The sequence below is a fragment of the Citrobacter rodentium NBRC 105723 = DSM 16636 genome (assembly GCF_021278985.1).
In the GTDB taxonomy this organism is placed as follows: domain Bacteria; phylum Pseudomonadota; class Gammaproteobacteria; order Enterobacterales; family Enterobacteriaceae; genus Citrobacter_A; species Citrobacter_A rodentium.
In genome coordinates this window covers 4856691-4878449 of record NZ_CP082833.1, presented here as the reverse complement: position 1 = coordinate 4878449, position 21759 = coordinate 4856691, and the positions used below count along the sequence as shown (strand labels likewise).

Genomic DNA, 21759 nt, shown 5'->3' with positions numbered 1-21759 from the left:
CCTGATTGCGCGCGCGGTTTTCTCTAAAATAGCGTTTTTTGCCAGGAGCGGCACGATGTCTCTGTTTAAAAGCGCCCACGGCGGCAATATCCGGGAGGCCGCCGAGCTTCTCGGCATCTCAGCCGGGCAGTTGCTCGATTTTAGCGCCAATATTAATCCACTGGGTATGCCGGCGTCGGTAAAACGCGCCATCGTCGACAATCTGCAACTGGCCGAGCGCTATCCTGACGTCGAATATCGCCATCTGCACCAGGCGCTGGCCCGCCATCATCAGGTGCCGGTGGAGTGGATTGTGGCCGGCAATGGCGAGACGGAGGCCATTTTCGCGTTAGTGGATGGCCTTAAGCCACGCCGGGCGATGATCGTGACGCCCGGATTTGCTGAATATCGCCGGGCTTTAGAGTGGAGCGGTTGCCTGATTAACACTTTCGCTCTGCGGGAAGAGGACGGCTGGCAGCTGACTGAGGCCATTCTTGACGCGCTGAGCGCAGAGCTTGATTGTCTGTTTCTCTGTACGCCAAATAACCCTACTGGCCTGCTGCCGGAGCGTTCGCTGCTTGCGGCCATCGCCCTGCGCTGCCGGGAACTCAACATCGCGCTGATCCTTGACGAGGCGTTTATTGATTTTATTGTCGGGGAGCCGGGTTTTATTCCCGTCTTGCAGGATAACCCGCATATCTGGGTGCTGCGTTCGCTGACAAAATTCTATGCTATACCGGGACTACGGCTGGGCTATCTGGTTAACAGCGATGAACAGGCGATGGCCCGGATCCGCGCGCGGCAGATGCCGTGGTCGATAAACGCCTTCGCGGCGCTGGCCGGAGAAACGATTCTGGAAGAGCGGGCGTATCAGCAGGCGACCTGGCAATGGCTCCAGGAAGAGGGTGAGCGATTTTATCAGCGGCTGAAGGCGTTACCCGGACTGACCGTTTATCCCGGCCGGGCAAATTACCTGCTGCTAAAATGCGACATTGATTTGCAGCGCGCCCTGTTGGAGCGGCATATTTTGATCCGCAGCTGCGCCAACTATCCGGGGCTGGACGGGCGCTATTTCCGGGTGGCGATCCGCAGTGTTGAAGAAAACAGCCGCCTGCTGGCGGCGTTAACGGATGCGCTTAGCGATACAGACCGTGCTGGTTGATGTAGTCCAGCACCGCTTCGGGCATCAGATCGCCGCAGGACTCGCCCTTTTCCAGCCGTTCGCGCACGATGGTGGCGGAGATGTTAAACCACGGCGTTTCGGCGAGATAGATTTTTCCGGCGGGCAGATGGTGCAGATCGTCCGGCGTATGCGTCAGATGCGCCTCGAGCCAGCGCTGATGCTGCTCTTGCGCCATCTCCAGCGGATAGCCCGGACGGCGGCAGACAATCAGATGGGTGTTATCCAGAATCGTCTCGTAGTCATGCCAGCTGGGGAAGGTCAGCAGAGAATCCTGGCCGATAATAAACCCCAGCGGGGCGTCGGGCCCTTGCTCCTCGCGCCATTCCTTCAGCGTCTGCGCCGTGTATGACGGCGTATCGCGCTGAAGTTCACGCTCATCCAGCGTAAACAGCGGCTTGTCGGCAATCGCCAGCTCGAGCATGGTTTTGCGCTGCGCGCTGGTGGCTTCAGGCTGCGGGCGATGGGGAGGGACGTTATTCGGCATCATAATGACCCTGGAAAGGCCAATCAGGTTAGCCAGGGTTTCCACGGGTTTAAGGTGGCCGTAATGCACCGGATCAAAGGTGCCGCCAAAAAGTGCCTGTAACGATTTCATATCAGCCATCAATAAAAACGTCTGCCAGCGCCTTATGGCAAATCAGCAGCGAAAGACCTTCAAGTTCCGCCCAGACTGACTGACCATAATCCTGCTTCAGCGTTAATTCCGTACGTGTTAACAACTGCACCGCCTGACGCAGCTGCGCCGGGCTAAGCCGGTTAAGCGCTTCGCCCAGCATCCCGCGACGGTTTTGCCAGACGCGATGCTTATCAAACAGCGTGCGCAGCGGCGTATGGGCGGACTGCCGCTTCAGATTGACCAGCAGCAGCAGTTCCCGTTGCAGGGTGCGCAGCAAAATGACCGGTTCGCTGCCTTCCAGCCGCAGTTGCTGAAGGATATGCAGCGCGCGCTTGCTCTTGCCCATTACCAGCGCGTCAACCCAGTGGTATGGGGTAAAGTGCGCGGCATCGTTAACCGCCTGCTCGACGCGCGGCAGGGTTAACTTACCGTCCGGCCAGAGTAAAGACAAGCGCTCCAACGCCTGCGCCAGCGCCAGCAGGTTGCCTTCATAGCAGTAGCACAGCAGCTGATTCGCCGCGTCGTCCAGTTGCAGATTTTTTTGCTTCGCCCGCGCCGCGACCCAGCGCGGAAGCTGCGCGTGTTCCGGCGTCTGGCAGCTCACCAAGACGCTTCTGTCGGCCAGCGCGCTGATCCAGGCGGCGTTTTCCTGCGCTTTGGTCAGCTTATTGCCGCGCACAATCAGCAGCAGATCGTCATGCAGCAATTGCGTGAGCGTGGCGAGCTGTTCGTTGATTGCCGCGTTCGGGCCGTTCTCCGGTAGCAACAGCAGCAGCGTTTGTCGGCTGGCGAACAGGCTCATCGCCTGACACTGGGAAAACAGCGCGTTCCAGTCGGTACTGTTGTCGAGGGTAAACATGTGGTGCTCTTCAAATCCCTGAGCCGCAGCCGCCTGACGGATGGCATCCTGGCTTTCCTGCAACAGCAGCGGATCGTTTCCGAGCAATAAATACGCCGCGCGCAGCCCTTCGGAGAGCTGCGCGCGGAGTTGTTCCGGGTACAACCGAATCATCAGTTACCCAGAGTGGTGGAGACGCGTGATGAAGAGGACGCGGGCGCGGCGGCGGCATCCGCCTCATCCGCAACGGAAACGTCCTGTTGCGATGAGCGCAGGTCTGCGGCGTGTACGCTTGGCAGCTTACGAATCAGCTGTTCCGCTGCCCGGTCATACATCTCTTTGATGATCATATCCTGCTCGTTATCCTTCGCCAGCGCCATCTGCGGGTTGTCGAAGAACGAACGGAATACTTTGACATTAATCGGATAAATATCATGACCCGGAATCAGCACCGTGGCGCTGACCGACATGATCATCTGATACTCCGCAGTCTGACCATTCTGGAACACGGAAGCGGTATCTTTCGATACGCTGACACGCCCCAGGCGCAGAGACGGAACGTCTTTACGCAGCGTGGTTTTATCCAGTAACTGAATGTCATTCAGACGCAGCTGATTACGCACCGCACGGCTTAAGGGGCCGTTAGGGTCGCTGGTGTCAAGGATCATGGTTTTCATTGTGTCCGGAACCTGCGTCGTACTACGCAGGTGCCAGCCACACCCGGCGGTGGTTAACACCGCCAGAGATAACAACACTGTTGCCAGATATCGCACGCTTCCTCCCGCGCTTAGCCAACGACCAGATTGAGCAGTTTACCCGGTACGTAAATCACTTTACGTACGGTCATGCCCTCAAGATATTTTGCGACCAGATGTTCCTGACCCGCACGTTCACGAACCTGTTCCTCGGAGGCATCCACCGGAACGGTGATTTTGCCGCGCACTTTGCCGTTAACCTGCACCACCACCAGCGTGGAGTCTTCGACCATCGCGGCGTCGTCCGCTACCGGCCACGGCGCGTTATCGATATCGCCTTCGCCTTTCAGCGACTGCCACAGCGTGAAGCAGATGTGCGGAGTAAACGGGTTGAGCATACGTACAATCGCCAGCAGCGCTTCCTGCATCAGAGCGCGATCCTGTTCGTCTTCCTGCGGCGCTTTCGCCAGCTTGTTCATCAGCTCCATAATCGCCGCAATAGCGGTGTTAAAGGTCTGACGACGGCCGATATCATCGGTTACTTTGGCGATGGTTTTGTGTACGTCGCGGCGCAGCGCTTTCTGATCTTCGCTCAGGGCGTCAACGTTCAGCGGCGCGACGTCGCCACGGGAGGTGTGCTCATACACCAGTTTCCAGACGCGTTTCAGGAAGCGGTTTGCCCCTTCCACGCCGGACTCCTGCCATTCGAGCGTCATATCCGCCGGCGAGGCGAACATCATGAACAGGCGCACGGTGTCGGCGCCGTAGCGTTCCACCATCTCCTGCGGGTCAATACCGTTGTTTTTCGACTTCGACATTTTGCTCATGCCGGTATAGACCAGCTCATGGCCCGCCGCGTCTTTCGCCTTCACGATACGGCCTTTTTCGTCGCGCTCGACGATAGCCTCCTTCGGAGAGACCCAGTTACGCTCGCCGTTTTCGCCGACGTAGTAGAACGCGTCGGCCAGCACCATGCCCTGGCACAGCAGCTGTTTCGCCGGTTCGTCAGAGTTGACCATGCCCGCATCGCGCATCAGCTTGTGGAAGAAGCGGAAGTAGAGCAGGTGCATGATGGCGTGTTCGATACCGCCAATGTAAATATCAACCGGCAGCCAGTAGTTTGCCGCTTTGGCGTCCAGCATCCCTTCCTGATACTGCGGGCAGGTGTAGCGCGCATAGTACCAGGAGGACTCCATAAAGGTGTCGAAGGTGTCGGTTTCACGCAGCGCAGGCTGGCCGTTGACGGTGGTTTTCGCCCACTCGGGATCGGCTTTGATCGGGCTGGTAATGCCGTCCATCACCACGTCTTCCGGCAGGATCACCGGCAGCTGATCTTCCGGCGTCGGCTGCACGGTGCCGTCTTCCAGCGTCACCATCGGGATCGGCGCGCCCCAGTAACGCTGACGGGAGACGCCCCAGTCGCGCAGACGGTAGTTAACTTTACGCTCGCCCACGCCTTTCGCCGCCAGCTTGTCGGCAATCGCGTTAAAGGCCTCTTCAAAGGCCAGACCGTCAAATTCGCCGGAGTTGAACAGTACGCCTTTTTCGGTCAGCGCCTGTTCGGAGAGATCCGGTTCGGAACCGTCAGCGGCAAGAATAACGGGCTTGATGGTTAAACCATATTTGGTGGCAAATTCGTAGTCGCGCTGATCGTGACCCGGCACGGCCATTACCGCGCCAGTACCGTACTCCATCAGCACGAAGTTCGCCGCCCAGACCGGGATCTCTTCGCCGGTCAACGGGTGCACCGCTTTAAAGCCGGTATCGACGCCTTTTTTCTCCATGGTCGCCATGTCGGCTTCGGCCACTTTGGTATTGCGGCATTCGTCGATAAAGGCGGCCAGTTCCGGGTTATTCGCCGCCGCTTTCTGCGCCAGCGGGTGACCGGCGGCCACCGCCAGGTAAGTGGCGCCCATGAAGGTGTCCGGGCGAGTGGTGTAAACGGTCAGCGTGTTGTCGTAACCGGTGACGTCAAAGGTGATCTCCACGCCTTCGGAACGGCCGATCCAGTTACGCTGCATCGTCTTGACGGTGTCAGGCCAGTGATCCAGCTTATCCAGATCGTTCAGCAGCTCGTCGGCGTAGGCGGTGATTTTGATAAACCACTGCGGGATCTCTTTCCGCTCAACTTTGGTGTCGCAGCGCCAGCAGCAGCCGTCGATCACCTGCTCGTTGGCGAGAACGGTCTGATCGTTCGGGCACCAGTTCACCGCAGAGGTCTTTTTGTAAACCAGCCCTTTTTTATACAGTTCGGTGAAGAACTTCTGTTCCCAGCGGTAATATTCCGGGGTGCAGGTCGCCAGCTCGCGGCTCCAGTCATAGCCGAAGCCCAGCATTTTCAGCTGGTTTTTCATGTAGGCGATGTTGTCGTACGTCCACGGCGCCGGCGCGGTGTTATTTTTCACCGCCGCCCCTTCCGCAGGCAGGCCGAAGGCGTCCCAACCGATAGGCTGCAACACGTTTTTGCCTAACATGCGCTGGTAGCGGGCGATCACGTCACCGATGGTGTAGTTACGCACGTGGCCCATGTGTAGTCGACCAGAAGGATAGGGAAGCATAGACAGGCAGTAATACTTCTCTTTGCTCTCGTCTTCGGTTACTTCAAATGTGCGCTTCTCATCCCAGTGAAGCTGTACTTTGGATTCTATCTCTTCCGGGCGGTATTGCTCTTGCATGGCAGCCAGTGGTCCTGTTTTCAATACAGCTACAAACGTAGCTTTCAAGGTGGTGTTTTAGATCCGCATAGCATAGCCCAAACGCCCGCGTCAAAACAGCCTTTCGCGCATTCCGCATTGAATTCCCGCCATGTTTATCCTTGCAGGAATTTACTTACTCTGTGGACAGTCTTGCAAAGCGCGGCGCAAATAACGTCTATTATTATAGACAGTTAACGACCCGGGAGGCGAAACGATGAACAAGGTTGCTCAATATTACCGTGAACTGGTGGCGTCATTGAGTGAGCGTCTGCGTAATGGCGAACGTGATATCGACGCGCTGGTGGAGCAGGCGCGACAGCGGGTTTTGCAAACCGGAGAGTTAACGCGAACCGAGGTTGATGAGCTGATCCGCGCCGTCAGACGCGATCTTGAAGAGTTCGCGATGAGCTATGAAGAAAGCCTGGAAGAGGAGTCTGACAGCGTTTTTATGCGGGTGATTAAAGAGAGTCTGTGGCAGGAGCTGGCGGATATTACCGACAAAACGCAGCTTGAATGGCGCGAAGTGTTTCAGGATCTCAGCCATCACGGGGTTTATCACAGCGGCGAGGTGGTGGGTTTAGGCAATCTGGTGTGCGAAAAGTGTCATTACCACCAGGCGGTATATACGCCGGACGTGCTGCCGCGCTGTCCGAAATGCGGTCACGACCAGTTTCAGCGCAGACCGTTCGAACCGTGATTGCCGGGCATCATTCGGCACATCAAATGCCTGATGGCGCTACGCTTATCAGGCCTACAAAAAGTAGGTCGGATAAGATCCAAGGCATCACCATCCGCCATATCCGTAGGCCGGATAAGACGCAATGCATCGCCATCCGGCACATCACACGCTTACGCGTAATAGGCCAGCCGTTCCGCCAGCAGATCGACAAACCCCTGTCTGTCCACATCCACCATCACGGTGGCGTTAGGCTGATTACCGGTCAGGAAGTAGTAATCCACCACGGTCATCCCCTGAGTGTACTTGCCCTGCGTTTCGACGCCGACCCAGCGCTCAACGGTGGTGAACAGCTCCGGCTTCAGCAGCTAGGCGATGGTGCATGGGTCATGCAGCGGCGCGCCCTGAAATCCCCATTTTTCATCCTTGTGGTACTCGAGAAAGAAGTCGAGCAGCTCAGCGACAATTGTCGAGATCGGGTTACCAATGGCGCGAAAGCGCTCGGTATCTGCGGTATGAATCTGCGCTTTGTGAGTGACGTCCAGCCCGGCCATCACGACCGGAATGCCGGACTGGAAGACGATCTCCGCCGCTTCCGGGTCGACAAAAATATTAAACTCGGCGGCGGGCGTCCAGTTGCCCAGGCCCATCGCGCCGCCCATGATCACAATACGCGCAATGTTCGCGTGTAACTCCGGATGGCTGTTCAGCAACAGGGCGACGTTAGTCTGCGGGCCGGTCGAGACGATAGTGACCGGCTGCGGGCTTTCACGCAGGGTTTTCGCCATCAGCTCCACGGCGGTGCAGTTTTGCGGCGCGAAAGCCGGTTCCGGCAGCGCCGGGCCGTCCAGTCCGCTCTCGCCGTGCACGTTATCGGCGATGATCAGCTCGCGCATCAGCGGCTTCACCGCGCCGCCTGCGACCGGAATATCGGTACGATTCAGCAGCGTCAGCATTCGTAGCACATTACGCAGGGTTTTCTCCGGCGTCTGGTTACCGGCGGAAGCGGTGACAGCTTTCACCTCCAGCTCAGGTGAGGCGAGGGCGAGGACCATGGCGATAGCGTCGTCATGACCCGGATCGCAATCAAGTAAAATCGGAAGTGCCATTATTGCTCCTTGTAAGCGCTACTTTTGCGGCAAGGGTAACGCCGGGCTGAAAAGGATTCGAGGAGCGAAACAGGAAAGCGTGAGGTGGCGCGCACTCTGTCGTGCGCGCCGGGAGGCTTAATGCAGGATTTTCGCAAGGAAGTCTTTTGCGCGTTCAGATTGCGGGTTGGCGAAGAACGCCTCTTTCGGCGAATCTTCAACAATCTTCCCTTCGTCCATAAAGATCACGCGGTTCGCCACTTTGCGCGCAAAACCCATCTCGTGGGTCACTACCATCATGGTCATCCCTTCGTTGGCCAGCTCGACCATGACGTCCAGCACTTCGTTGATCATCTCCGGATCGAGGGCCGAAGTCGGCTCATCGAACAGCATAGCGATTGGATCCATGCACAGGGCGCGGGCGATAGCCACACGCTGCTGCTGGCCGCCGGAAAGCTGCGCCGGATACTTATTGGCGTGAGCGGCGAGGCCGACGCGCTCCAGCAGCTTTTGCGCTTTTTCGCGGGCGGGGGCTTTGTCGCGTTTGAGCACTTTGATCTGCGCCAGGGTCAGGTTTTCGATGATCGACAGATGCGGGAACAGCTCAAAGTGCTGGAACACCATGCCGACGCGCGAGCGCAATTTCGCCAGATCCGTTTTCTTGTCGTTCACCATAATGCCGTCAACGGTGATTTCGCCTTTCTGCACCGGCTCCAGGCCATTAACGGTTTTAATCAGCGTGGACTTACCGGAACCCGACGGCCCGCAGACCACCACCACTTCGCCTTTTTTCACTTCCGTGGAGCAGTCGGTCAGCACCTGAAAGTGACCATACCATTTCGAAACATTTTTCAGGGTAATCATTAAACTGTCCTTTTCTTCAAATAGCTGACCAACAACGATGCGCTCAGGCTGATAACAAAGTAGACGGCGCCAGCAAACAGGATCATTTCAACCTGAGTGCCGTCACGCTCGCCAATGGTGGAGGCGGTGCGGAAGAAATCCGCCAGGCTTAAGACATAAACCAGCGAGGTATCCTGAAACAGAACGATGCCCTGGGTAAGCAACAGCGGCACCATCGCGCGAAACGCCTGCGGCAGGATAACCAGTTTCATTGACTGCCAGTGGGTCATTCCCAGCGCCAGCGCCGCGCTCGACTGCCCGCGGGAAATACTCTGGATACCGGCGCGGATAATTTCGGAATAGTACGCCGCCTCAAACATTGAAAACGCCACCATTGCCGAGATCAAACGGATATCGGTTTTCGGCGACAGCCCCAGTACATCCTGCAACAGCCCCGGCACAATCAGGTAGAACCACAGCAGCACCATTACCAGCGGGATGGAGCGGAAGACGTTAACGTAGACTTTGGCAAACCAGGCGACTGGCGCAAAGCTCGAAAGGCGCATCACCGCGAGGATGGTGCCCCAGACGATACCGACCACCACCGCCGTGAGGGTGATTTTCAGCGTAATCAGCAGGCCGTCCAGCAGGTACGGCAGGGAAGGGACGATGGAACTCCAGTCAAACTCGTACATTATTTGCCTCCCATATTGCCAGGCAGGCGGACTTTGCGTTCAACCAGCGTCATCACCAGCATAATCACGGCGTTAATTAACACATACGCCAGCGTGATGGCGGTGAAGGACTCCCAGGCATGGGCGGAGTAATCAAGCAGTTTGCCCGCCTGCGCCGCCATATCGACCAGGCCGATGGTCGAGGCGATGGCCGAGTTTTTCACCAGGTTCATCATCTCAGAGGTCATCGGCGGTACGATCACCCGATAGGCGTTGGGCAGCAGCACGTAACGGTAAGCCTGCGGCAGCGTCAGCCCCATCGCCAGCGCCGCATTTTTCTGGCCGCGCGGCAGCGACTGAATCGCCGCGCGCACCTGTTCGCAGACGCGGGCGGCGGTAAACAGCCCCAGACAGATCATGGAGGAGAGGAAGAACTGAATGTTGGGATCGAGTTCCGCCTTAAACCACATCCCCAGATCTTCCGGCAGCAGTTCAGGCACCACCAGATACCAGGTAAAGAACTGCACAATCAGCGGGACATTGCGGAACAGTTCGACGTAAAGGGTGCCGATACCGGAAAGAAAACGGTTTGGCACGGTGCGAAGAATGCCGAATAAAGAACCGACCAGAAATGCAATGATCCAGGCGGTGATGGATAACGCTACGGTGACCTGAAAGCCATTCCAGAGCCAGCCGAGATAGGTGGTGTTGCCGAATGGGGCCTGTTGTAAAAAAATGCCCCAGTTCCAGTCTATTGACATACATCTACTCCGAAAAAAAAGGGTAGCAGCGCTACCCTCGAAGATTGTTGATCGGCCTGTTTCGGTTTTCAGGCCTGATGGGGAACGACCATCAGGCGTATAGTCTGTCCGTGCTGACCAGCAATCGAGAGGGCAAGGTAAACCCGCCCCATTTCTTTTTTGTTAGTTAAGTGCTTTATCGTTCGGCTCTTTGAACAGCGCTTTCATTTCGTCAGACAGTTCGAAATTCATGTTCAGGTTCTTTGGCGGGATAGGGTTTTTGAACCACTTATCAAACCACTTCGCCGCTTCGCCTGAGGTCTGCGCCTGGGCGATGGTTTCATCCATCAGCTTCTTGAACTCCGGATCGTTCTTACGCAGCATACAGCCGTAAGCTTCCTCGGACTGCGGCTTGCCGACGATCTCCCAGTTGTCCGGTTTCTTCGCCTTCGCGCGTTCGCCGGCCAGCAGCGCGTCATCCATCATAAACGCCACCGCGCGACCACTTTCCAGGGTACGGAAGGAGTCGCCGTGATCTTTGGCGCTGATGATGCGCATATCCATTTTTTGTTCGTCGTTCAGCTTGTGCAGCAGAATTTCAGAAGTGGTGCCGGAGGTGACGACCACCGCTTTGCCTTTCAGATCGGCGAAGTCTTTAATGTCGCCGCCTTTTTTCGCCAGCAGGCGGGTGCCGACGACAAAGATGGTGTTGGAGAACGCAGCCTGCTTCTGGCGTTCGACGTTGTTGGTGGTCGATCCGCATTCAAAGTCGAAGGTGCCGTTCTGCAACAGCGGAATACGGTTCTGGGAGGTAATCGGGATCAGCTTCACCTGCAGATCGGGCTTGTTCAGTTTCTTCTTCACCGCTTCAACGATGGCGTTGGAGTAATCCTGAGAATAACCCACCACTTTCTGCTGATTGTCATAATAAGAGAACGGCACGGAAGACTCACGGTGGCCCACGACGATGACGCCATTTTTGGCAATCTTATCCAGCGTGCTGCCCGCAGCGGGCGCTGCGTCTTCGGCGTGCGCCAGGCCAGCGGACATTCCCATAACCAGCATTGCTGTGGCCAGCTTACGTAATTGCATATCCAACTCCTTTATCGTCTGCGCTACGGGCGCATAGATACTATTGTGATGTTGATGTTGTTATAGCCTGCAACTTGCGCGTGCAGTGTTATGCCTGTTTGTTAACATTTAGTTTGGCTTAATGTAAAGATTTTGCTGCGTTATTGTTTATTTTTGCGAGGTGCGCCGCACCGTTTAGAGGCAATAATCTTTCATTGCACTGTTCTGGTGCTGCCGGTGAACCGTTGTGGTGCGACCGGGTTGCGCTTTGCGCCAGAATCAGCTTTGCCTTGTTTTATAAAGCAATAGACGTGCCAGAATGGGGGAAGCGTATGACGGGTAATCATGGTGGGAAGCCGGATAAGGCGCATAAGCGCCGCCATCCGGCAAACCCGGGGGCGTAAATTATTTACGTCGCTGGCGTAAACTCATTAACAGCGCGGCGAAACCAGCCAGCGCGGTAATGATCCACAGCGGCCAGTTGCCGGTGCGGGCATACGGCGTTAAGCCTGACGTCGGCGTTACGGTCGTGGTCAAGACCTGACGAGTGAACTGCGGGAGCATCGCCTCTATTTCGCCCTGCGGGCCTATCACTGCGGTAATGCCGTTGTTGGTGCTGCGCAGCAGCGGCCTTGCCAGCTCCAGTGAACGCATCCGCGCCATCTGGAAGTGTTGCCACGGACCAATCGATTTGCCAAACCATGCGTCGTTGGAGATGGTCAGCAGAAAATCGGTATCCGGGCGGAAGTTATCTCGCACCTGTTCACCGAGAATGATCTCGTAGCAGATGGCCGCCGTCAGAGCGAAGCCGTGGGCGTGGAGCTGCGGCTGAACGTACGGACCGCGGCTGAACGACGACATCGGTAGGTCAAAGAACGGCGCTAACGGGCGCAGAATCGACTCCAGCGGCACAAACTCGCCAAACGGCACCAGATGGTTTTTGTTATAGCGATTCGTGGAGTTGTAGCTGTAAGGCGTGTCTTTGCCCAGCGTGATAATGGTGTTGAAGGTGTCGTAGCGGTTCTGTTTGTTCAGGCGCGCGTCAACAATACCGGTGATCAGCGTGCTGTTTTTGCCGCGTAACAAATCGTCCATCATGCCGAGAAAACGCTGTTGATTAATCTCCAGATCCGGAATGGCGGATTCCGGCCAGATGATGAGCTGCGATTTCCCCATCAGCGGCTGGGTGGCGTCGAGGTAGATCTTCAGCGTATTGACGAGCTGGCTTTCGTCCCACTTCAGGGACTGCGGAATATCGCCCTGCACCAGTGAAACCTGGGTTGCCCTTTGCGGTTGTGGGGTGAACCACTGGATATAGCGCAGCGGGAAGGGAAGGGCGAACAGCAGCAACGCCGCAATCAACGGACGCCAGTTTCTCTGAACGAGCGCCAGCGCCAGCAGTCCGCTGACCATCATCAGCAGGAAGTTGATGGCTTCGACGCCCATCACTGGCGCCAGCCCCTTCAGCGGGCCGTCAATCTGGCTGTAGCCAAACTGCAGCCACGGGAAGCCGGTGAGGACCCAGCCGCGCAGAAACTCGGTGATTTGCCAGACCACCGGCGCGGCAATCGCCACCCGCAGCCAGTGGGTTTCAGGCCACAGGCGCGCCAGAATCCCGGCAAACAGGCCGGTATACAAGGAGAGATAAGCGGCGAGCAGCACCACAAGGAAGACGTTGACCGGGCCAGGCATCCCGCCAAACTGCGCGATGCTGACGTAGACCCAGTTGATGCCGCTGCCAAACAGCCCCAGCCCCCAGAAGTAACCAACGGCGGCGGACTGAAGCGGACGGCGGTTTAACGTCAGCGCCTGTAATCCCATCAGCGAGACGATCGCCGCGGGCCAGATATCGTAGGGAGAAAATGCCAGCGTTCCGCAGGCGCCGAATAATAACGCCAGCAGCAGGCGAATGCGCTGGCGTTCAATTAAGGGGGCAAATGCCATTTAGTGTTTTATCCCGTTCGGTTTATTCATCCAGTTTCGGCTGGGGAGAGTCATCCGGAATTCTGACGTGTACCTGAATAATGCGACGGCTGTCGGCCATAGCCACTTTGAACTGATAACCCTCGATCTCAATGGTTTCACCGCGCGCGGGCAGGTGACCAAACGCCTGCATTACCAGACCGCCGATCGTATCGACCTCTTCGTCGCTAAAGCTGGTGCCGAAGGCTTCATTGAAGTCTTCAATCGGTGCCAGGGCACGAATGGTCCAGGTGTGGCGGCTGAGCTGACGGAAGTCGATGTCGTCTTCTTCGTCGTACTCATCTTCGATTTCACCGACGATCAGCTCGAGGATATCTTCAATGGTCACCAGACCCGAGACGCCGCCGAACTCGTCGATAACGATAGCCATATGGTAACGCTGAGAGCGAAACTCCTTGAGCATCCGGTCAACGCGTTTGCTCTCCGGGACGACAACGGCCTGACGTAACACTTTTTCCATGCTGAAGGCTTCGGCATCGCTGCGCATAAACGGCAGCAAATCCTTCGCCATCAGAATCCCTTCAATGTGATCTTTGTCCTCGCTGATCACCGGAAAACGCGAGTGGGCGGACTCGATAATGACATCAAGGCATTCGTCCAGCGTCTGGTTGCGTTTCAGGGTAATCATCTGGGAGCGGGGGATCATGATGTCGCGAACGCGCTGGTCCGCAATATCCATCACCCCTTCGAGCATGTCGCGCGTATCTTCATCGATCAGCTCGTTTTGTCCGGAATCACGGATCAGCGCCAGCAGTTCATCACGGTTTTTTGGCTCACCGTGGAAAAGCTGGCTCAGTAACAGGGAAAAAAATCCCTTCTTGTTGCTTAATGTGTCACTACTGTGTGAATTGTCGTCGCTCATGGCGTCGTATGGGTTCTCATGTGAGTTAATGTGTTGCACATGCGCGGTAAACTCAGCGCATGGCGGTGTATAGCCCGGTAGGCCTGATAAGGCATAGCCGCCATCAGGCAATGTGCCGGATGGCGCTGCGTTTATCAGGCCTGCAAGACGTCGAAATGCTTATTCCTTCTCGGCAATGTACGGATCCTCATAGCCCAGAGCAAGCATAATCTCTGTTTCGAGGGCTTCCATTTCTTCGGCCTCATCGTCCTCGATGTGATCGTAACCGAGTAAATGCAGGCTACCGTGCACCACCATATGCGCCCAGTGGGCCTCCAGCGGTTTTCCTTGCTCCCGGGCTTCCTGCTCAACGACCTGACGGCAGATGATCAAATCACCCAGCAGCGGCATCTCAATGCCCGGCGGCGCTTCGAAGGGGAAGGAGAGGACGTTGGTCGGCTTATCCTTCCCGCGGTAGGTCAGGTTGAGGTCGTGGCTTTCCGCTTCATCCACCAGGCGAATCGTCACTTCCGCTTCTTCCTGAAACTGGGGGATCGCCGCATTCAGCCACGTCTGAAAGCGGGCTTCTTCCGGCAGACCAGCGTTATTTTCACAGGCCAGCTGTAAATCGAGGATCACCTGACTCATTTCTGCTCTTGCTCCTGAGCTTCGCGCTTGCGTTCCGCGGCCAGCGCGGCTTTGCGTTTTTGTTCCGCTTCTTCCCACGCTTCATAGGCGTTAACGATGCGCGCGACCACCGGGTGGCGCACCACGTCCTCGCTGTGGAAGAAGTTAAAGCTGATCTCTTCCACATCCGCCAGCACTTCAATGGCGTGGCGCAGGCCGGATTTGGTGTTGCGCGGCAGGTCAATCTGCGTCACGTCGCCGGTAATCACCGCCTTCGAGTTAAAGCCGATACGGGTCAGGAACATCTTCATCTGTTCGATGGTGGTGTTCTGGCTCTCATCAAGAATGATAAAGGCGTCGTTCAGGGTGCGTCCGCGCATATAGGCCAGCGGGGCCACTTCAATCACGTTGCGCTCGATCAGCTTTTCCACTTTCTCGAAGCCGAGCATTTCGAACAGCGCGTCATACAGCGGACGCAGATACGGATCGACCTTCTGGCTGAGATCGCCGGGCAGGAAGCCCAGTTTTTCCCCGGCTTCTACTGCCGGACGGGTCAGCAGAATACGGCGAATTTCCTGGCGCTCCAGGGCATCCACCGCCGCCGCCACCGCGAGGTAGGTTTTACCGGTGCCCGCAGGCCCGACGCCGAAGGTGATATCGTGGTCGAGAATGTTCGCAATGTACTGCGCCTGGTTCGGCGTACGCGGTTTTATCACCCCGCGTTTGGTTTTGATATTCACCGCTTTGCCGTACTCCGGCACGCTCTCGGCGCTCTGCTCAAGCACGCGCGCCTCTTTAATGGCGAGGTGAATCTGTTCCGGTTCGATGTCCTGAATCTGACCGCGCATCGGCGCGGTATCGACGTACAGCGTGCGCAGAATATCTGCCGCGGCGGTGACGCAAATCGGGCGGCCGGTCAGTTTAAAGTGGTTGTCACGGCGGTTAATCTCGATGCCGAGACGGCGTTCCAGCTGTTTGATGTTGTCATCAAAGGGGCCGCAAAGGCTCAACAGGCGGGCATTGTCTGCGGGCTCAAGGGTAATTTCGCGAGTGTCTATGTTCAAACTGTTCCTCATATGCATAGGTCGCCGGAAGATGAACGTTCACCGGCTTATCAGGAAATTATTCACGCCAGCGGATAAAGGCGCAAGCATTGCGGTAGAAATGGGGGCGACGAGAAGAATTACAAGGTCCACCCCGTCATACTTCAAGCTGCAGAGGCGTTGACTGCTGAGTTACTCGTCTCATCCATGAGACTCGCCCTGATGGGCCGTCGCTCTGCGACGTTCAAATCTGTTCCTGACAGATTTGTCGCGCACCCCAGTCACATAGTTATCTATGTTCCTGGGGATTTACTCGTTTGTCGCCTTTCTGCAACTCGAATTATTTAGGGGGCCGGGGAAGGGCCAGAAGGATTTAAGGCTGGTAGAATCCAACGCCGAGATCGTTTTCTTTGCGGGTGCGGGCGATAACCGATTCCGGGGTTTCCGCAATGCGCAGGCCCATTTCATCTTCGGTACGCACCACTTTACCGCGCAGGGAGTTGGTCCAGACGTCGGTAATTTCCACATCGACAAACTTGCCGATCATCTCCGGCGAGCCCTCAAAGTTGACCACGCGGTTGTTCTCCGTGCGGCCGGACAGCTCCATGATGCTCTTACGCGAAGTGCCTTCCACCAGAATACGCTGGATGGTGCCGAGCATCCGGCGGCTCCAGGCCATCGCCTGCTGGTTAATGCGATCCTGCAAAATGTACAGACGCTGTTTTTTCTCTTCTTCCGGGACGTCATCAACCATATCGGCGGCTGGTGTTCCCGGACGCGCAGAGAAGATAAAGCTGTAGCTCATATCGAAATTCACATCGGCAATCAGCTTCATGGTCTGCTCAAAGTCCTGGGTGGTTTCACCCGGGAAGCCGACGATGAAATCGGAACTGATCTGAATGTCCGGACGCGCGGCGCGCAGCTTACGGATAATCGCTTTGTATTCCAGCGCCGTGTGGGTGCGGCCCATCAGATTGAGCACGCGGTCAGAACCGCTCTGTACCGGCAGGTGCAGGAAGCTCACCAGTTCCGGGGTATCGCGATACACTTCGATAATATCGTCGGTGAACTCGATCGGGTGGCTGGTGGTGAAGCGAATACGGTCAATGCCGTCGATGGCGGCCACCAGACGCAGCAGATCGGCGAACGAACCGGTAGTGCCGTCGTAGTTCTCGCCGCGCCAGGCGTTAACGTTCTGGCCAAGCAGGTTCACTTCGCGCACGCCCTGCGCGGCAAGCTGGGCAATTTCAAACAGAATGTCGTCGGACGGGCGGCTGACCTCTTCACCGCGGGTGTAGGGCACCACGCAGTAGGTACAATATTTGTTGCAGCCTTCCATAATCGAGACGAAGGCGGTCGGTCCTTCCGCGCGGGGCTCCGGCAGACGGTCGAATTTTTCAATTTCCGGGAAGCTGATATCCACCACCGGGCTGCGGTTGCCGCGGACAGAGTTGATCATCTCCGGCAGGCGGTGCAGCGTCTGCGGTCCGAAAATGATATCGACATAGTGGGCGCGTTGACGGATGTGATCGCCTTCCTGAGACGCTACGCAGCCGCCGACGCCGATAATCAGATCGGGATTCTTCTCTTTTAACAGTTTCCAGCGACCTAACTGATGGAAGACTTTTTCCTGAGCCTTCTCGCGGATAGAGCAGGTATTCAGCAGCAGCACATCCGCTTCTTCCGCCACGTCGGTCAGTTGATACCCGTGAGTGGCATCCAGCAGATCGGCCATCTTCGATGAATCGTACTCATTCATCTGACAGCCCCAGGTTTTAATATGGAGTTTTTTGGTCATCGACTTGCTCTTGCGAAATAGTGGCTGAATTGCAGGGCGCATAGTGTAATGCTTTGCCGCGGTTGTGACCAGTATGACCGTTATCAGCCTCAAGGGGTAAAAAATCCTGTAAACTTATCTGATTCACGTAACAGGATGATTGACCATGACAAATCAACCAACGGAAGTCGCCATTGTCGGCGGAGGAATGGTCGGCGGCGCGCTGGCGCTGGGACTGGCGCAGCACGGGTTTGCGGTTACGGTGATTGAACACGCCGCGCCAGCGCCGTTTGTGGCGGGCAGTCAGCCCGATGTGCGCATTTCCGCCATCAGCGCCGCGTCCGTTTCGCTGCTGAAGGAGCTGGGCGTCTGGGATGCCGTGCAGGGAATGCGCAGCCATCCCTATCGTCGGCTGGAAACCTGGGAGTGGGAGAGCGCGCATGTGGCGTTTGACGCCGCAGAGCTGAAGCTGCCGCTGCTGGGCTATATGGTCGAGAACAGCGTTTTGCAACAGGCGCTCTGGCAGGCGCTGGCGGCGCATCCGAACGTTACGCTACGCGAACCGGCTTCGCTTATGGCGCTGCATCGCCATCACGATGGTTACGAACTGGAGCTGGCGGACGGCGAGCGGCTGGCGGCGAAACTGGTGGTTGGCGCCGATGGCGCGAACTCGCGGGTACGGCAGATGGCGGGTATTGGCATTCACGCCTGGCATTATGCGCAGTCGTGTATGCTGATTACCGTCCGGTGCGAGAATGCGCCGGGCGACAGTACCTGGCAGCAGTTTACGCCGGACGGTCCGCGCGCTTTCCTGCCGCTGTTCGACAACTGGGCGTCGCTGGTGTGGTATGACTCGCCTGGGCGTATTCGCCAGCTGCAAGCGCTGAGTATGTCGCAGCTGAAGGCGGAAATAGCCAGACATTTCCCGACACGGCTGGGGCCGGTCACGCCGGTTGCCGCAGGCGCCTTCCCGCTGACCCGGCGACATGCGTTGCAGTATGTGCAGCCGGGACTGGCGCTGGTGGGCGATGCGGCGCATACCATTCACCCGCTGGCCGGGCAGGGGGTGAATCTGGGGTATCGCGACGTCGATGCGCTGATTGATGTGCTGGTGAATGCGCGCAGCTATGGCGAGCCCTGGGCCAGCCAGCCGGTATTGAAGCGTTATCAGATGCGGCGCATGGCCGATAACTTCATTATGCAGAGCGGAATGGATCTGTTCTACGCCGGATTCAGCAATAACCTGCCGCCGCTGCGCATGATGCGTAATCTCGGCCTGATGGCGGCCGCCCGCGCGGGCGTACTGAAACGTCAGGCGCTGAAGTACGCGTTAGGGCTGTGAGGCGTCTTATGCCTGATGGACGGATGACCTGTAGGCCGGATAAGGCACCTGTGCCGTCATCCGGCGAATCAGGCATCACGAACAGAAAAACAAAAAGCTCGCCGAAGCGAGCTTTTTTAATGTGGCTGGGGTACGAGGATTCGAACCTCGGAATGCCGGAATCAGAATCCGGTGCCTTACCGCTTGGCGATACCCCAATTTAATTTAGCGTCGGTTATCTCATGCCGGAATCAACACGGTGGAGATACCGCACTTGCGTGCTTCTTGCGTTCGTTAGCGGAACGTTTTATGAATCTGGCTGGGGTACGAGGATTCGAACCTCGGAATGCCGGAATCAGAATCCGGTGCCTTACCGCTTGGCGATACCCCAATTTAATCCAGCGCTGGTTATCTCATGCCGGAATCAGAATCCGGAGCATAGTGCCTGGAGATACCCCAACAAATCGTTTTCGAACTCGTCAAAGTCATTTAACGCATTCAGGATATGGTGGCTACGACGGGATTCGAACCTGTGACCCCATCATTATGAGTGATGTGCTCTAACCAACTGAGCTACGTAGCCAGTGTACTTCTTCGATGGCTGGGGTACCTGGATTCGAACCAGGGAATGCCGGTATCAAAAACCGGTGCCTTACCGCTTGGCGATACCCCAATAACCGGGCGGTGAACCGCAACTCGAAGAAATATGGCTGGGGTACCTGGATTCGAACCAGGGAATGCCGGTATCAAAAACCGGTGCCTTACCGCTTGGCGATACCCCAACAAATTTTCTGCACAGAGAACTTCAGATTCTCCGCGCAACGCCTACTGGTGAATGGTGCGGGAGGCGAGACTTGAACTCGCACACCTTGCGGCGCCAGAACCTAAATCTGGTGCGTCTACCAATTTCGCCACTCCCGCAAAAAAGATGGTGGCTACGACGGGATTCGAACCTGTGACCCCATCATTATGAGTGATGTGCTCTAACCAACTGAGCTACGTAGCCCTCTTTTTTCGCGTTACCTTATCGGCGTTGCGGGGCGCATTATGCGTATTGAGTCCTGTACCGTCAACCTCTTTTTCATCGAAAACTGCCGGAATGTGACTGTTTGGTTAGGTTGCGAACAGCGTGACGCAATAATCGGCAATTATTGGTTATTAATCGCTTTATGGGCAAGATATTAGCGTAAAAAAAGGACCCTTTCGGGTCCTTTTCATCAGGTACGCTTATTTATAAGCGGACTGGTGAACGCCTACCGCACGACCAGAGGGATCGTTCATGGTTTTAAAGGCCTCATCCCACTCGATAGCTTTAGCGGACGAGCAGGCGACGGACGGGCCGCCCGGCACGCATTCTGCGGCGCTCGGCAGCGGGAACAGCTCTTCAAAGATTTCACGGTACAGATACGCCTCTTTGGAGGTCGGCGTGTTGTACGGGAAACGGAAGCTGGCCGTTTCCAGCTGCTGGTCGGAAACCTGTTTCGCCGCCACTTCTTTCAGGGTATCGATCCAGCTATAGCCTACGCCGTCAGAGAACTGCTCTTTCTGCCGCCACGCGACGCTGGCTGGCAGATAGGATTCAAAACATTCGCGCAGGATATGTTTTTCCATTTTGCCGTTGCCGCACATTTTATCCTGCGGGTTAATACGCATCGCCACGTCGAGGAATTTTTTATCGAGGAATGGAACGCGCGCCTCCACGCCCCACGCGGACATCGCTTTGTTGGCGCGCGCGCAGTCAAACATATGCAGCGCCTGCAGCTTGCGCACCGTTTCCTCGTGCAGCTCTTTGGCGTCTGGCGCTTTATGGAAGTAAAGGTAGCCGCCGAAAACTTCGTCAGAGCCTTCGCCTGACAGCACCATTTTAATTCCCATCGCTTTGATTTTACGCGACATTAAGTACATCGGCGTCGAGGCGCGAATGGTGGTGACATCGTAGGTTTCGATGTGATAAATCACGTCGCGGATTGCATCCAGCCCTTCCTGCACGGTGAAGTGAATCTCATGGTGCACGGTGCCCAGATGGTCGGCGACTTCCTGTGCGGCTTTCAGATCCGGGGAGCCTGCCAGGCCGACGGCGAAGGAGTGTAGCTGCGGCCACCAGGCTTCAGAACGCTCCTGATCTTCCACGCGTCGCGCGGCGAATTTTTTCGTGATTGCCGAGATCACGGAAGAGTCGAGCCCGCCGGAGAGCAGCACGCCGTACGGCACATCGGACATCAGGTGGCTTTTAACGGCGTCTTCCAGCGCCTGGCGCAGTTCGGCCTTGTCAGTGACGTTGTCTTTCACCGCATCGTAGTCGAACCAGTCGCGCTGGTAATAGTGGCGAATTTCGCCGTCCTGGCTCCACAGATAGCTGCCCGCCGGAAACTCTTTAACGGTGCGGCAAACCGGCACCAGCGCTTTCATTTCGGAGGCGACGTACAGGTTGCCGTGTTCGTCATAGCCCATATACAGCGGGATAATCCCGAGATGATCGCGGCCAATCAGCCAGGCGTCTTTCTCAGTGTCATATAAGGCGAAGGCGAACATTCCCTGCAGGTCGTCGAGAAACTCAGCTCCTTTCTCCTGGTACAGCGCAAGGATCACTTCGCAGTCGGAGCCGGTCTGGAAAGCGTAACGATCGCCGTACTCGGCGCGCAGCGCCTGATGGTTATAAATTTCGCCATTGACCGCCAGCACATGGGTTTTCTTTTCGTTATACAGCGGCTGGGCGCCGGCGTTGACGTCCACAATCGACAAACGTTCATGGGCGAGGATGGCCTTATCGCAGGCAAAAATGCCGGACCAGTCCGGGCCGCGATGGCGCATCAGGCGTGACAGCTCGAGAGCCTTTTTACGCAGTTCACCTGCATCTGACTTAATATCGAATACGCCGAAAATCGAACACATAACCTTCTCCGTTAACCTGTTGCGTATAGCTTTTTTGTCTTTGTCTGCTAATGAAAATGCCGTAAAGCGGAGAAGGGCGCAATACTTTTGGCGGCTGAAAAAGAAAAAATTCAATAGCCATTGTAGAATGATAAAAAAGGAATACACAAAAGAGGGATTTATTGATGATTCGGCAA

The 21759-nt window shown here is 56.5% G+C and carries 17 protein-coding genes, 7 tRNA genes and 1 pseudogene; 3 read left to right on the top strand and 22 right to left on the bottom strand.

Annotation, left to right across the window (positions count from 1 at the left end; all coding sequences use genetic code 11):
- Positions 1-55 precede the first annotated feature (55 nt).
- The gene (cobD, locus tag K7R23_RS23235; RefSeq protein ID WP_012904990.1) at positions 56-1141 is read left to right on the top strand and encodes a threonine-phosphate decarboxylase CobD; all 1086 of its coding nucleotides are present in this window, start codon (positions 56-58) and stop codon (positions 1139-1141) included.
- Here cobD and nadD read toward each other — a convergent pair.
- From nadD to leuS, 4 genes are read right to left on the bottom strand one after another with little or no spacing between them, the layout of a single operon-like run.
- Positions 1116-1757, bottom strand: coding sequence for a nicotinate-nucleotide adenylyltransferase (nadD, locus tag K7R23_RS23230; RefSeq protein WP_012904991.1), 642 nt, complete (start codon positions 1755-1757; stop codon positions 1116-1118). The genes cobD and nadD overlap by 26 nt on opposite strands.
- Before the next feature lies 1 nt (position 1758).
- Entirely contained in the window at positions 1759-2790 is a 1032-nt protein-coding gene (holA, locus tag K7R23_RS23225) for a DNA polymerase III subunit delta (protein WP_012904992.1), read from the bottom strand.
- Complete coding sequence (lptE, locus tag K7R23_RS23220; protein ID WP_012904993.1) at positions 2790-3389, bottom strand: LPS assembly lipoprotein LptE; 600 nt, start codon at positions 3387-3389, stop codon at positions 2790-2792. Before lptE ends, holA begins: the two co-directional genes overlap by 1 nt.
- A gap of 14 nt (positions 3390-3403) precedes the next feature.
- Entirely contained in the window at positions 3404-5986 is a 2583-nt protein-coding gene (leuS, locus tag K7R23_RS23215) for a leucine--tRNA ligase (RefSeq protein ID WP_012904994.1), read from the bottom strand.
- A gap of 235 nt (positions 5987-6221) precedes the next feature.
- On the opposite strand from leuS, the gene K7R23_RS23210 reads away from it, so the two are divergent.
- On the top strand, positions 6222-6704 hold the full coding sequence (locus K7R23_RS23210) for a zinc ribbon-containing protein (RefSeq protein ID WP_012904995.1): 483 nt from the start codon (positions 6222-6224) through the stop codon (positions 6702-6704).
- 152 nt (positions 6705-6856) lie between these two features.
- On the opposite strand, the pseudogene rihA reads toward K7R23_RS23210, so the two are convergent.
- The 10 genes and pseudogenes from rihA to miaB all read right to left on the bottom strand — a co-directional run bounded on the left by rihA (position 6857) and on the right by miaB (position 17391).
- Positions 6857-7792: pseudogene (gene rihA, locus K7R23_RS23205) on the bottom strand (pyrimidine-specific ribonucleoside hydrolase RihA).
- A gap of 117 nt (positions 7793-7909) precedes the next feature.
- The gene (gene gltL, locus K7R23_RS23200; protein ID WP_012904996.1) at positions 7910-8635 is read right to left on the bottom strand and encodes a glutamate/aspartate ABC transporter ATP-binding protein GltL; all 726 of its coding nucleotides are present in this window, start codon (positions 8633-8635) and stop codon (positions 7910-7912) included.
- Positions 8635-9309 carry a glutamate/aspartate ABC transporter permease GltK gene (gltK, locus tag K7R23_RS23195; RefSeq protein ID WP_012904997.1) on the bottom strand — a complete coding sequence of 225 codons (675 nt, stop codon included), beginning with the start codon at positions 9307-9309 and terminating at the stop codon, positions 8635-8637. The genes gltL and gltK overlap by 1 nt, the downstream gene beginning before the upstream one ends.
- Positions 9309-10049, bottom strand: a complete 741-nt coding sequence (gltJ, locus tag K7R23_RS23190; RefSeq protein ID WP_012904998.1) for a glutamate/aspartate ABC transporter permease GltJ — start codon at positions 10047-10049, stop codon at positions 9309-9311. Before gltJ ends, gltK begins: the two co-directional genes overlap by 1 nt.
- Before the next feature lie 162 nt (positions 10050-10211).
- Positions 10212-11120, bottom strand: a complete 909-nt coding sequence (locus K7R23_RS23185) for an amino acid ABC transporter substrate-binding protein (protein WP_012904999.1) — start codon at positions 11118-11120, stop codon at positions 10212-10214.
- 384 nt (positions 11121-11504) lie between these two features.
- On the bottom strand, positions 11505-13043 hold the full coding sequence (lnt, locus tag K7R23_RS23180; RefSeq protein WP_012905000.1) for an apolipoprotein N-acyltransferase: 1539 nt from the start codon (positions 13041-13043) through the stop codon (positions 11505-11507).
- Positions 13044-13065: 22 nt separating this feature from the next.
- Positions 13066-13944: a CNNM family magnesium/cobalt transport protein CorC gene (gene corC / locus K7R23_RS23175; protein WP_012905001.1), complete on the bottom strand. Its 879-nt coding sequence runs from the start codon at positions 13942-13944 to the stop codon at positions 13066-13068.
- A 159-nt stretch (positions 13945-14103) separates the two neighbouring features.
- Positions 14104-14571, bottom strand: a complete 468-nt coding sequence (gene ybeY / locus K7R23_RS23170; protein WP_012905002.1) for an rRNA maturation RNase YbeY — start codon at positions 14569-14571, stop codon at positions 14104-14106.
- On the bottom strand, positions 14568-15614 hold the full coding sequence (locus K7R23_RS23165; RefSeq protein ID WP_024132542.1) for a PhoH family protein: 1047 nt from the start codon (positions 15612-15614) through the stop codon (positions 14568-14570). Before K7R23_RS23165 ends, ybeY begins: the two co-directional genes overlap by 4 nt.
- A 352-nt stretch (positions 15615-15966) precedes the next feature.
- Entirely contained in the window at positions 15967-17391 is a 1425-nt protein-coding gene (gene miaB, locus K7R23_RS23160; RefSeq protein ID WP_012905005.1) for a tRNA (N6-isopentenyl adenosine(37)-C2)-methylthiotransferase MiaB, read from the bottom strand.
- 145 nt (positions 17392-17536) lie between these two features.
- Here miaB and ubiF point away from each other — a divergent pair, with 145 nt between their 5' ends.
- Positions 17537-18712, top strand: a complete 1176-nt coding sequence (gene ubiF, locus K7R23_RS23155) for a 3-demethoxyubiquinol 3-hydroxylase (RefSeq protein WP_012905006.1) — start codon at positions 17537-17539, stop codon at positions 18710-18712.
- 122 nt (positions 18713-18834) lie between these two features.
- Here ubiF and K7R23_RS23150 read toward each other — a convergent pair.
- The 8 genes from K7R23_RS23150 to asnB form a co-directional block, all read right to left on the bottom strand.
- Positions 18835-18909 (bottom strand) — tRNA-Gln (locus K7R23_RS23150).
- 98 nt (positions 18910-19007) lie between these two features.
- Positions 19008-19082 (bottom strand) — tRNA-Gln (locus tag K7R23_RS23145).
- Positions 19083-19197: 115 nt separating this feature from the next.
- Positions 19198-19274 (bottom strand) — tRNA-Met (locus K7R23_RS23140).
- Between the two features lie 15 nt (positions 19275-19289).
- Positions 19290-19364: transfer RNA gene (locus tag K7R23_RS23135), tRNA-Gln, on the bottom strand.
- Between the two features lie 34 nt (positions 19365-19398).
- Positions 19399-19473, bottom strand: a tRNA-Gln gene (locus tag K7R23_RS23130).
- Between the two features lie 54 nt (positions 19474-19527).
- Positions 19528-19612: transfer RNA gene (locus tag K7R23_RS23125), tRNA-Leu, on the bottom strand.
- A gap of 8 nt (positions 19613-19620) precedes the next feature.
- Positions 19621-19697: transfer RNA gene (locus K7R23_RS23120), tRNA-Met, on the bottom strand.
- Positions 19698-19918: 221 nt separating this feature from the next.
- Entirely contained in the window at positions 19919-21583 is a 1665-nt protein-coding gene (gene asnB / locus K7R23_RS23115; RefSeq protein WP_012905007.1) for an asparagine synthase B, read from the bottom strand.
- Positions 21584-21759: the final 176 nt, after the last annotated feature.